The organism is Pelatocladus sp. BLCC-F211 (assembly GCF_041928655.1).
GTDB lineage: Bacteria > Cyanobacteriota > Cyanobacteriia > Cyanobacteriales > Nostocaceae > Pelatocladus.
Map to the genome: position 1 here is coordinate 1 of NZ_JBHFLM010000121.1, position 11,056 is coordinate 11,056.

10 protein-coding genes and 1 CRISPR repeat array are annotated in these 11,056 nt (G+C 39.3%); of the genes, 4 read left to right on the forward strand and 6 right to left on the reverse strand.

What is annotated here, in order from left to right; translation table 11 throughout:
• Positions 1-206: 206 nt before the first annotated feature.
• Positions 207-398: a hypothetical protein gene (locus ACE1AT_RS14645; RefSeq protein WP_374869498.1), complete on the reverse strand. Its 192-nt coding sequence runs from the start codon at positions 396-398 to the stop codon at positions 207-209.
• Positions 399-790: 392 nt separating this feature from the next.
• A CRISPR array of direct repeats spans positions 791-1,829; the repeat unit is 37 nt; unit sequence GTTTCAATCCCTAATAGGGATTAATTGAAGTTGCAAC.
• Positions 1,830-2,148: 319 nt separating this feature from the next.
• Here ACE1AT_RS14645 and ACE1AT_RS14650 point away from each other — a divergent pair.
• Positions 2,149-2,631 carry a DUF1499 domain-containing protein gene (locus ACE1AT_RS14650; protein WP_374869500.1) on the forward strand — a complete coding sequence of 161 codons (483 nt, stop codon included), beginning with the start codon at positions 2,149-2,151 and terminating at the stop codon, positions 2,629-2,631.
• A gap of 104 nt (positions 2,632-2,735) precedes the next feature.
• Here ACE1AT_RS14650 and ACE1AT_RS14655 read toward each other — a convergent pair whose 3' ends face one another.
• The 3 genes from ACE1AT_RS14655 to ACE1AT_RS14665 form a co-directional block, all read right to left on the reverse strand.
• On the reverse strand, positions 2,736-3,275 hold the full coding sequence (locus tag ACE1AT_RS14655; RefSeq protein WP_374869502.1) for a L,D-transpeptidase: 540 nt from the start codon (positions 3,273-3,275) through the stop codon (positions 2,736-2,738).
• Positions 3,276-3,452: 177 nt separating this feature from the next.
• Positions 3,453-3,965 (reverse strand): L,D-transpeptidase, encoded by a 513-nt coding sequence (locus tag ACE1AT_RS14660; RefSeq protein WP_374869504.1) that lies wholly within the window; start codon positions 3,963-3,965, stop codon positions 3,453-3,455.
• Positions 3,966-4,211: 246 nt separating this feature from the next.
• A complete protein-coding gene (locus tag ACE1AT_RS14665; RefSeq protein WP_374869506.1) occupies positions 4,212-4,853 on the reverse strand; it encodes a bifunctional 4-hydroxy-2-oxoglutarate aldolase/2-dehydro-3-deoxy-phosphogluconate aldolase in 642 nt (213 codons plus the stop codon).
• A 268-nt stretch (positions 4,854-5,121) separates the two neighbouring features.
• Between ACE1AT_RS14665 and ACE1AT_RS14670 the strand changes: the two genes are divergently transcribed.
• A complete protein-coding gene (locus tag ACE1AT_RS14670) occupies positions 5,122-5,961 on the forward strand; it encodes a DUF2382 domain-containing protein (RefSeq protein WP_374869508.1) in 840 nt (279 codons plus the stop codon).
• A gap of 273 nt (positions 5,962-6,234) precedes the next feature.
• On the opposite strand, the gene ACE1AT_RS14675 is transcribed toward ACE1AT_RS14670, so the two are convergent.
• Positions 6,235-6,597, reverse strand: a complete 363-nt coding sequence (locus ACE1AT_RS14675; protein ID WP_374869510.1) for a Spx/MgsR family RNA polymerase-binding regulatory protein — start codon at positions 6,595-6,597, stop codon at positions 6,235-6,237.
• Positions 6,598-7,277: 680 nt separating this feature from the next.
• Here ACE1AT_RS14675 and ACE1AT_RS14680 point away from each other — a divergent pair.
• On the forward strand, positions 7,278-8,774 hold the full coding sequence (locus tag ACE1AT_RS14680) for a glycosyl hydrolase family 57 (RefSeq protein WP_374869512.1): 1,497 nt from the start codon (positions 7,278-7,280) through the stop codon (positions 8,772-8,774).
• Between the two features lie 246 nt (positions 8,775-9,020).
• Here ACE1AT_RS14680 and miaB read toward each other — a convergent pair whose 3' ends face one another.
• Entirely contained in the window at positions 9,021-10,385 is a 1,365-nt protein-coding gene (miaB, locus tag ACE1AT_RS14685) for a tRNA (N6-isopentenyl adenosine(37)-C2)-methylthiotransferase MiaB (protein WP_374869514.1), read from the reverse strand.
• 102 nt (positions 10,386-10,487) lie between these two features.
• On the opposite strand from miaB, the gene ACE1AT_RS14690 reads away from it, so the two are divergent.
• Complete coding sequence (locus ACE1AT_RS14690; RefSeq protein ID WP_374869516.1) at positions 10,488-10,904, forward strand: hypothetical protein; 417 nt, start codon at positions 10,488-10,490, stop codon at positions 10,902-10,904.
• Positions 10,905-11,056 lie beyond the last annotated feature (152 nt).

Here is an 11,056-nt window from a genome sequence, read left to right on the forward strand (position 1 = left end):
TTGATAATGTTGGGTTATATTACTCTGCGATCAGCCGCGCAGGGCGCGTCTACGTTCCTCAAACGCCAGGTGCTACAACTCTTGGGACCCCCGCAACGCACTGGCTCCCCAACCTACGCTAGTTTTAGTTTTTAGCCTTAACTGAACCGTATTGCTCTTTAGTCTATCTTCAGATATGTTGCAACTAATTAGTCATATTTTATCTATTAAAAATAAAAATTTTCTGCAAATCCTTCATCATTAGCCTGCTCTGTATTTTCTTCATCTTCAATACAGTGTTTATCTTGTCCGTCACTCGCATAATTGCATATTTTACTTTTAAGCAATTTACCAAACATCGTATTAATAACAAAGGCAAAGGAATCTATAAAAATCAAATCCAAAATACGGTTGATCATTGATATTCCTGGAACTTAATTGTGTATAAAGTCATATTTGAGGTTTATTGCACACAACTGTATACTGTCTACCTCTATATAAATCTCCAAGTTTTTACAGAAGTTTTCCAGATAAAAAATTGTGATTTAGGACAGACAAGTATGTGATTTTGGTCTTATTCTTGCCAGAAATATCTGTTTTAGGGAGCGATGGCGTAGCTTTAATCCCTAAGAGGGATTAGTTGCAATACTGCTCGGATAAGACAAATCAATTGACATTTAAATCTTGTAGAGACGCGATATATCGCGTCTCTACAACCCCAAAAATATGACGAAAAATCCTTAACCGAGCAGTATTGGGATTAGTTGAAGTTCCAACCATCTATATTTTTCCCCTGATACTCAGCTGCCTTGTTTCAATCCCTAATAGGGATTAATTGAAGTTGCAACTTAATGGATTAACAATTCAATGGGTTCTAGGTGCTGTTTCAATCCCTAATAGGGATTAATTGAAGTTGCAACCTTGCGCTGCTCCTAGATACGCATCCCCTACTGGTTTCAATCCCTAATAGGGATTAATTGAAGTTGCAACACAAATTTTAAAAGACACCGCAGATAAAATTGTGGATGTTTCAATCCCTAATAGGGATTAATTGAAGTTGCAACCTCAGAAAAAGCGATTATGGGCGATCGCAAAGTCGGGTTTCAATCCCTAATAGGGATTAATTGAAGTTGCAACGATACCACCATACTTTCTATTCACAGGTAACTTTGTTTCAATCCCTAATAGGGATTAATTGAAGTTGCAACCCAATATTTTTTCTATTGCCTTATTTATGCGTCTACTGTTTCAATCCCTAATAGGGATTAATTGAAGTTGCAACAAGTGGGAGATTAGATATCCTAATTCCGAATGGTTTCAATCCCTAATAGGGATTAATTGAAGTTGCAACACTTTTTCCGGCTCTTGGTGTATGCGTAGAGTCTAAGTTTCAATCCCTAATAGGGATTAATTGAAGTTGCAACAACTTAGATTAAAGAGTGAATCCCTTGATTCTAAGTTTCAATCCCTAATAGGGATTAATTGAAGTTGCAACAAACCGATAAATTTTGATTAGGGGTGTGTGATGTTTCAATCCCTAATAGGGATTAATTGAAGTTGCAACGCAGTTACAATGGTGTTGAGTCCCTGCTAATGTTTCAATCCCTAATAGGGATTAATTGAAGTTGCAACTATCAAGTTCGGTGTCTACGATTCGGACGATTTTGTTGTTTCAATCCCTAATAGGGATTAATTGAAGTTGCAACCGTGTTGTGCAGAATGCTACTATTGGAATTCAGTCGTTTCAATCCCTAATAGGGATTAATTGAAGTTGCAACCCATGGACACAAGCCTTAAGTTAGATATTAATTAAGTTTCAATCCCTAATAGGGATTAATTGAAGTTGCAACTGCTCATTCTGGAAGCCTTGCTGTATTTGGTTTTCAAGGTTCAGTGGTGCAGACCTGGAGTCAATATAGCTTTTCAGGCGTTGGGGTGTCAAGTGATGACCCAGAAAAAATCCTTCAAATCTAGTTATAGCAAGCTTTTTGGCGATGCCGCAAACCTCATTATACGTACAACAAGGTTCAAATCCAGTCATATTAATGGTTTCAGCCAATATTTTTGATATGTTCAGAAAAACACCTACCCTTTCGCGCAAATTGTGTTTTTTGGAGGTGACGCTACTTATTATAAGGAAAGTGCTATTAATTGAGGAGTGAATTTATCATGTTCCGTCTGCTAACAGAGTTTGCACAGAGACTCCTGTGGAGTCTCGCCCTTGTAATATTCCTAAGCCTGTCAATACTTCCTGCTGCTACTTGGGCTTATGCTTCTAGCTTGGGAGTCGCCAATAGTCATCTTAGTTCTTGTCCAGCTTCCAACAACTGTGTTGTAAGTCAAGATGCTGACTCTAAACACGCCATTGACCCAATAGCTTATCATGTAGATCGCAACACAGCACGAGAAACTTTACTAAAAGTTCTCAGCGTTGTTCCTCGTACTGAGGTGATAGAACAGACAGATGATTATATTCATGCTCTTTCTAAAAGCCGCATCTTCAAATTTGTTGATGATGTAGAGTTTTATTTTCCTCCCAATGAGTCAGTAATTCATCTGCGTTCAGCATCTCGCGTGGGAGAATCGGATCTCGGAGTCAACCGTAGGCGTATGGAGCAAATTCGTCTGGCTCTTTTGGATTTAAATATTTGATAATTTGCTGTAGAGGCGATCGCCATGCGTAGTGAACTAAATACTATAGGGATCTAACGACACAAACTTGTGATCTAACGACAAAGGTTTAGATTTTGTATTCTTCATTTATGCACTACAACCTCCGTCCCCACATCAGCCCACTTGAAAAGCTTACGAGCTTCTTTGACTGGTAAATTCACACAACCATGGCTAACTGGTGTACCAAAATTACTATGCCAAAAAGCACCATGAATGGCATAGCCTTCGTAAAAATACATAGTATAGGGAACACCAGAAATATCATAGCCCGGTCCTCGCATTCTGGCATAGCGATGCTTCGAGCCAACCAAAAACTTACCCTTTTTTGTAGGAGTCGAACGCTTACCTGTGGAAACTCGCATAGAATACACAAGTTGGCTTCCTTCCCAAGCATACAGGCGCTGTTTTGACAAATCAATTTCGATTTTGCGAGGAGGGCGTAAGTCCTTCCAGATATCAGCTTCGTTAATAGAGTTGCGATCAAATATACGATAGGAAAAATGTGAAAGAGTTGTCTTTGTCTTGGAATCGGAAGAAGTAAAAGCAGCTCCACACAAAATCCCTACAGATGCTAAAACAGTTGTTAACCAAGCGACCCAACTACTACCAATCCAGTTTCCCATTATCTTAATCTGTTAACTCGCAGAAAATGCCCAAAGTAATGTGTTTGTTGTTGGTAGTTAGTTATTTGGAAAGACTACCAACTATTAACAACTAACCACCAGAGTAAATAAAAATATAACTATTCTTGCACCCCTATACCCTTAAACCCCTATACCCCTTTTAAAGCTAATAAATTATTATCTTTGTACAACAACTGGCGTACCTACCGATGCCCATCTGTATACCCATCTAGCATGTTTCGGTGGTAAATTTATGCAGCCGTGGCTAACTGGTGTACCAAATCTTCGATGCCAATAGGCTCCATGAATAGCATAGCCCCCCTTATAGTACATCGTATGTGGCACGTTAGGAACGTTGTAACCTCTACCCCGCATCCGAGTTTTTCTCAGTTTAGTTTGAATCCGAAAAACACCAGTACGAGTCGGTGTAGATTTCTTTCCTGTAGATACAATCACTTTGTAAACAGGCTTTTTACCTTCCCAAGCAATCAATCTTTGTTCAGACAAATCAATTTGTATCCAGCGTCGTTGAGATTGTTTGAGGTTCGTGATTGCTTGCCTAATTGTACTTCTTTTTGATTGTTTCAAAACTCCTTGTGAAGGGGTACTAAAAACACTTAAACATAGCGCTGTAGCAACTATGAGTACTTTGAGAACATGCACCCAACTGGAAGAAGATGTCTTTTCCATGATGATTAGACCATAATGCCATTGTTTAGGAAAATTTTAGTTTTCTCTAATGATTTTTCGCTTTTGCTGCAAGAGGCGTAAGTTTTCCTAATTTCATCCTATAGCAGATGTTCCAATTCGTAACTAGCAAAAGACAATAAAAATGAGCAATTGTTGAAAAATTCAATTTATGTAATTTTACTCACAAGGGAAAGTCAGCCAATAATTAAAATTATTGGCTCATACAGTCATCCTAATTGTTACTAATCAATCTCTGATTAAACAAGTATTGACTAAAGTTTTTGCTTGCTGAGATATTGCTTGCCAATTTTCAGTTTCTACAAATTGTTTAGGAAATAACTCACTACTCAAACCTACTGCGATCGCTCCTGCTTGTAAAAATTCTTGGGCATTTTTTAAAGTCACGCCGCCTGTAGGAATCAAAGGAATATGACCTAGTGGCCCTTGTAAACTTTTGATATAGCTTGCTCCACCTACAGCCTGTACGGGAAACACCTTCACACAAGTTGCACCATGATTCCAAGCCGTAACGATTTCTGTGGGAGAAAGCGCGCCGGGAATGATCGGTATATTTTCCGCAACTGCTGCTTGGATGATCATTGGATCAACATGGGGTGTAAACAGAAATTGCGCTCCTGCGGATATTGCTTGATAAATATGTTCTAAATTTAACAATGTGCCAGTACCAATTATACTATTAGGTAATTCTGAACGGAGTTTGCTAATTAACTCATAAGCGTTAGCACTATTCCAGGTGATTTCGATAAATTTTATACCTCCAGATGCCATAGCCAAAGCCATCTGGCGTCCAAGTTCTAATTTTGAAGCGCGGATAACTGCGATCGCTCGGTATTTTTTTACCTGCGTTAACCAAGAGTGATTCGACATGTGAACAAAAAATTAAGAATTAGCTCAAAAGCAATAGAGTTTAGTTCACTAAAAGTAACACTAATTTCAAATCTTTGTTTAATCTAACCATAGATAGATACTATTATTAATAATAATCCATTTGCAACTTAAAAATCATACTGTTTCGGGTACTAAGTATGGATTTTTTGAAAGTTAATAAATAAGATAATTCAGTCGCAAGCCAGAGGGAAAAAACTAACTAATTCTTTAAGGTAAGACTATAGATGATTTCATAGGTAATTTTATTATGCCTCTTTACAAGCTTGAAGACTTTGACCCTAGTTACCGAGATACCTTTGGCGGTGATGATATTAAAGGTTTACCCCTCTATACTCAAAGTGGAAATAAAATTGGTACAGTTACAGATGCGCTAGTAGATCCAGATGGACGTTTTCGTTATTTAGTCATTGAAACTGAATCAGATTTTCATAGCAAAAGAATCTTATTACCAATAGGTCTTTCTCGCATAGATTATAGTCAACAACGTGTTTATGTTGATGGCTTAAGCAAACAGCAAGTAGAAACTTTACCTGCGTATAAAGATGACATGACTGTCGATTATGATTATGAAGAACAGGTACGCAGGAATTATCGTCCAGAACAAAATTTAACTTACGATCGCGATAGCTACAATTATCAAAACGATGCATCTTTATATAATTTGAATGAGCAAAACCACCAAACATTCAAATTGTATGAAGAACGCTTAATAGCTAACAAAAACCGCATCAAAACCGGAGAAGTTACCGTTGGTAAGCATATTGAAACAGAAACTGCGACTGTTTCAGTTCCAATTGAGAAAGAAAGAGTTGTAATTGAGCGTGTTCCAGCTACCGCAGAAGGTGTTGCAGTTAGTCCCGATGATACTCAATTCCAAGCAGGGGAAGTAGCACGCATAGAACTCTACGAAGAAACACCCGAAATCCAAAAAGAAGCTTTTGTACGCGAAGAAGTCCGGGTGAAGAAAGTTGTTGATAGAGATGTAGTTGAAGCTCAAGAAACAGTTCGTCGTGAAGAATTAGATATTCAAACTGAAGGTAATTTACCTTTGGATGAAACTAATAGACAGCAAAGAGATATTCTCTGACTTAAAGCTAAAAATGCTTAGTAGATACAGCTAGGTAAAGGGTAAAGGTTAAAGAGGTTGAAAAATCTTTTTCCTTTTACCCTTTAATTTATTCTCAACTGAATAGATTGTGTAGTTATACCTCGTCCATCTTGAAAAGAGGAGTTTTTGAAAAAGGACATTATGTAGGTTGGGTGGAACGGAGTGTAACCCAACATTAACCAGACTATAATGTTGGGTTTCGCTGTCGCTACACCCAACCTACAAAACTGAATAGATTGTGTAGTTATATTCTTAGTGCTGTAAACCCAATTTTTCTTTAATCACTTCATCTTGATCCTTAAAACCCACTAATACAGCCGTTTTGTCTTTAATAAATAAAGGACGCTTGAGCAACATTGCATCTTTGCTAAATGCTTCTACCCACTCTTCATCTGTCCAATTTTTCTTCTGATCACCAAGCGATCGATAAGAATGACCGGAAGTATTTCGCATCGGTTGCGAACCTAAAGATTTTACCCATGCTTGGATCATCTCACGGCTAGGTTGATGGTCTTTCGTATTAATAAATTCATAATCCATACCATTTTCTTGTAGCCACTTCAAAGCCTTTTTGCAAGTTCCACAATTAGGAATTCCGTAGATTTGAATAGACATGAAAGTTTCAGTATTTAAGTAACTTGTTGCTAATATTTCTAGCTAAACCTCGTCCATTTTGAAAAGAGGAGTTTTTCAAAATGGACATTATGTAGGTTGGGTGGAACGGAGTGTAACCCAACATTAACCAGACTATAATGTTGGGTTTCGCTGTCGCTACACCCAACCTACAAAAATACAGTTCTCAAAGTAGACGTGGTTTATGTTAATAAATTTAAATGTAGGGTGTGTTGTCGCGCAGCGCAACGCACCGTCAATCATTCAAGGTGTGCGATACGTCAACCCAACCTACTCTTAATGCACTATTTTAGTCTAGACACGCCACTACTTAATATAATTTAAACAGAGTACATATACTTCTTTCATTAACAAAACAATGCGTGACCCACAAATTAAGATTGATCCGGGAACTTTGTTGTTGATTGTGTCTGTCCTGCTGCTATTACCCCTTTTGCTTGCTGGTTTTATCTCCCAGTAATAAGACTGTATACCAATTGTTTCAAACAAACAAATTTGACTGTGAATTGTTACTGGATTCGGAGAAACGATATTTAGTCAGTCACAATGATTAAAGAATTAGTAAGTCTGCGGGAATAAATTGAACGCGAGTTACAAAACCTTCCCAATGACAAGTAACATAGACGCGCAAGCGACTTCTCGTAGAGTAGGACAAATGACAAATGACTGCTACAGCACCATCCTTCAATCTACCCGCATTGGCAGAATTAAGGTCAGGGTTGCCGAATATCTGCGGTTGGGAAGCAGATATTCAGTCAATAGTTAAACAAAATGAACCAGTATATTTAAATACAACTAATATTCAATTAGAAAATATCATTGCGGGATTTGCTTGCGCTCTACACATGCATCAACCAAGTATCCCCGCAGGTGCGAACGGTGAAATTATCAGTAATCTCCAGTATATGTTTGAACACCCAAATAATGGAGATAACCATAATGCCGAGCCTTTTGCATGGTGTTACAGCCGCATGGGAGAATTTATCCCGCAGCTGATTAGTGAAGGCTGCAACCCTCGAATTATGCTTGATTATTCAGGTAATTTGCTGTGGGGTTTGCGTCAAATGGGGCGCGATGATATCTTGAACAATCTCAAGCGTATAACTTGTTACCCTCAATATCAGCCTTATGTAGAGTGGTTAGGAACGATGTGGAGTCATGCCGTAGTCCCTTCCACACCTATTCCTGATATTAAACTGCACATCCAAGCGTGGCAACATCACTTTGCAGCTATTTTTGGTTACGATGCCCTCAAGCGCGTTAAGGGTTTTTCTCCTCCAGAAATGCATTTACCCAATCATCCAGATACTCTATTTGAATACATCAAAGCCTTAAAAGAATGCGGCTATCGCTGGTTAATGGTGCAAGAACATTCACTGGAAAATCTTGATGGTTCTGCCTTAAAACACGAAGATAAATATATTCCTAACTGTTTGATTGCCCGTAATTCTCATGGTGAAACTATCAGCATTACAGCATTAATTAAAACTCAAGGTTCGGATACTAAATTAGTTGCTCAGATGCAACCTTATTTTGAAGCCAAGGGTAGGGGTAAGCAACAAATTGGCAATATCACAATCCCCTCTTTAGTTACCCAAATCGCCGATGGGGAAAATGGCGGCGTGATGATGAACGAATATCCGCGCGATTTCTTTAGGGTTTATCATGAAATCCGCGATGCAGGTAATAATTATGCAGGTGTGGTTGCACTCAATGGTACAGAATATCTTGAACTAATTGAAGCAGCAGGTGTTAATCCTGGAGATTACCCAACTTGTCAGGCTGTGCATCAGCATAAAATTTGGCAGCGAGTCAATCCAGATCAGGCAACACCAGAAATTGTAGAACAGATAATCGCAGAATTAAAATCAACAGACCATCAATTCCATATGGATGGTGCTTCTTGGACTAATGATTTAAGTTGGGTGGAAGGCTATGAAAATGTTTTAGACCCGATGAAGAAACTCAGCATCATGTTTCATGAAAAATATGACTCATTAGTGCAGCAAGATCCTTCAGTAACAAAAAGCCCAGATTATCAAGCAGCTTTGTTATATAACTTGTTGTTGCAAACAAGTTGTTTCCGTTACTGGGGACAAGGGGTTTGGACTGATTATGCACGCGAAATTTATCGCCGGGGCGAAGCTGTTTCAAGCTAGTAGACCTTTTGCATAAATCCTCAAAACCCCGTTATAGCTTAATTCTGCTTTGTGTCTTGGTGTCTTGGTGAGACCAGCCCCCGTCTTGGCGGTTCCCGTCACGATGGGGGACTGGCGAACCCGAAGGGTGTTTAAATAAATTTCATTGAAACACCAAGACACTAAGACACTAAGAAGACTTGTTTTTTTGGGTTACACCTTCAATGGAGGTATTTCAAATATTCATGCAAGAGACTGCACAGACATTCAAACTGATGCCATTTCCCGGACTTCAACTGGTTCACCCGTTAAACTAAAAGCGCGAACTTCAGTGATTTTGACCTTCACTAATTTTCCTTTGAGTTCGTTAATGTCACCAGTAAAGAAAGTTAGGCGGTTGGTGCGGGTGCGTCCCATGACTTGGGTTTTGTCTTTGGGGTTTTGGTCTTCTACCAAAACTTCTTCTAAGCGTCCCATATAACGTTGCGATCGCTCGGCGGCTTTAATCCCCACTAAATGGTTTAATCTTTGTAGGCGATCGCTTTTCACTTCTTCACTAAGTTGATTTTCCCACACTGCGGCCGGTGTTCCCGGACGAGGGGAATAAGCAGCAGTGTTCAACTGGTCAAAACCAATATCTTCGACTAACTTGAGAGTATTTTCAAACTGTGCTTCTGTTTCTGTTGGGAAACCAACAATTGCATCAGCGCTAATCGCCGCATCTGGCATATACTCACGGATTGTGTTGATAATCCGACGGTATTTCTCATGAGTGTAACCGCGTGCCATGCGTTTTAAAACTTCATTATCCCCAGATTGAAATGGGATGTGGAAGTGTTCGCAGACTTTTGGCAATTCTGCACAAGCTCGAATCAAACGCTCAGTAAAATAACGGGGGTGACTAGTAGCAAATCTGATTCGTTCCACACCCGGAACATCATGAACATAGTACAGCAAATCTGTAAATGTATGCTGATGACGACCTTCTGGTGTCACTCCTGGTAAATCCCGTCCGTAGGCGTCAATATTTTGACCCAAGAGTGTGATTTCCTTATAACCCTGACGTCCTAGTTCCTCTATTTCGGCGCGAATTGCTTCTGGTGTCCGAGATTGTTCCACACCCCGGACACTCGGAACTACACAGTAAGTGCAGCGTTCGTTACAGCCATAAATTACATTCACCCAAGCCGTAACCTTACTATCTCGCCGTGGCTTGGTAATATCCTCAATAATATGAATTGGTTCTGTGGCCACAATCTGATTGCCGTCAAATACCTGTTGCAATAAATCTTTCAGACGATTAGCATGTTGCGGCCCCATGACTAAATCTAATTCTGGTACTCGTCGCAGTAGGGCTTCTCCTTCCTGTTGAGCAACACAACCAGCAACAACTAGTGTTAAATCCGGTTGTTCGTGCTTGCGCTTTGCTTGTCTACCTAGATAAGAATATACTTTTTGCTCTGCATTATCTCGTATAGTACAGGTGTTGTAGAGTATCACATCTGCCTGATTCGGATCTTCTGACCACTCAAAGCCCATGTCTTCTAAAATACCAGCCATCCGCTCTGAGTCAGCTTTATTCATCTGGCAACCGAAAGTAGTGATGTGATAATGGCGGCGTGAAATGGTCATGGGCGATTAAACTTTTTGAAAAGACTGGGTTTTACACCTATTGTATACACTGATAAACTCTAGCTACCAATTAACATTTGACTTGGATTGAATTTAAATTGTATGAGTAAACCTGTTATTTGGGTACATGGGGATTGCTTGAGTCCACACAATCCAGCATTACAAGAATATCCAGATGCACCTGCTATCTGGGTTTGGGATGATGCTTTACTAGAGGAATGGCAAATTAGTCTCAAACGCATCGCTTTTATTTACGAATGCTTGCTAGAGTTACCTGTAATTATCCGGCGTGGCGATGTTGCTCAAGAGGTTCTGGCTTTTGCTAACTCACATAATGCCACGCAAGTAGTGACAGTAGATAGCCCTAGTCCCAGGTTTGAAAGTATTTGTCAGCAAATAGAGCGTTTTGTGGATTTAGAAATTTTTGAATTGGAGCCGTTTTTTGATTATGACGGTTACATAGACCTCAAGCGCTTTTCTCGTTACTGGAAAGTCGCAGAAAAGTATGTGTTTGATTGAAAATTAAAGATTAACTTATATCTTGCACCTGGAAATTTGAATGTCAATTCCATTACTAAGTGCCAAGTTTCTCAGACGTTCAATGTCTTGTAAAAGAAGTAACAACACTAATTGTGGAAAGATAATTTGGAATGCAATTTCTGCGGCTTGTC

Bases quoted from the DNA above. Each gene is read 5' to 3' on its own strand.
- ACE1AT_RS14670 (WP_374869508.1), top strand. From the start codon at position 5,122: ATGCCTCTTTACAAGCTTGAAGACTTTGACCCTAGTTACCGAGATACC.
- ACE1AT_RS14690 (WP_374869516.1), top strand. From the start codon at position 10,488: ATGAGTAAACCTGTTATTTGGGTACATGGGGATTGCTTGAGTCCACAC.
- ACE1AT_RS14675 (WP_374869510.1), bottom strand. From the start codon at position 6,597: ATGTCTATTCAAATCTACGGAATTCCTAATTGTGGAACTTGCAAAAAG.
- ACE1AT_RS14665 (WP_374869506.1), bottom strand. From the start codon at position 4,853: ATGTCGAATCACTCTTGGTTAACGCAGGTAAAAAAATACCGAGCGATC.
- ACE1AT_RS14680 (WP_374869512.1), top strand. From the start codon at position 7,278: ATGACTGCTACAGCACCATCCTTCAATCTACCCGCATTGGCAGAATTA.
- ACE1AT_RS14660 (WP_374869504.1), bottom strand. From the start codon at position 3,965: ATGGAAAAGACATCTTCTTCCAGTTGGGTGCATGTTCTCAAAGTACTC.
- ACE1AT_RS14655 (WP_374869502.1), bottom strand. From the start codon at position 3,275: ATGGGAAACTGGATTGGTAGTAGTTGGGTCGCTTGGTTAACAACTGTT.
- ACE1AT_RS14645 (WP_374869498.1), bottom strand. From the start codon at position 398: ATGATCAACCGTATTTTGGATTTGATTTTTATAGATTCCTTTGCCTTT.
- miaB (WP_374869514.1), bottom strand. From the start codon at position 10,385: ATGACCATTTCACGCCGCCATTATCACATCACTACTTTCGGTTGCCAG.
- ACE1AT_RS14650 (WP_374869500.1), top strand. From the start codon at position 2,149: ATGTTCCGTCTGCTAACAGAGTTTGCACAGAGACTCCTGTGGAGTCTC.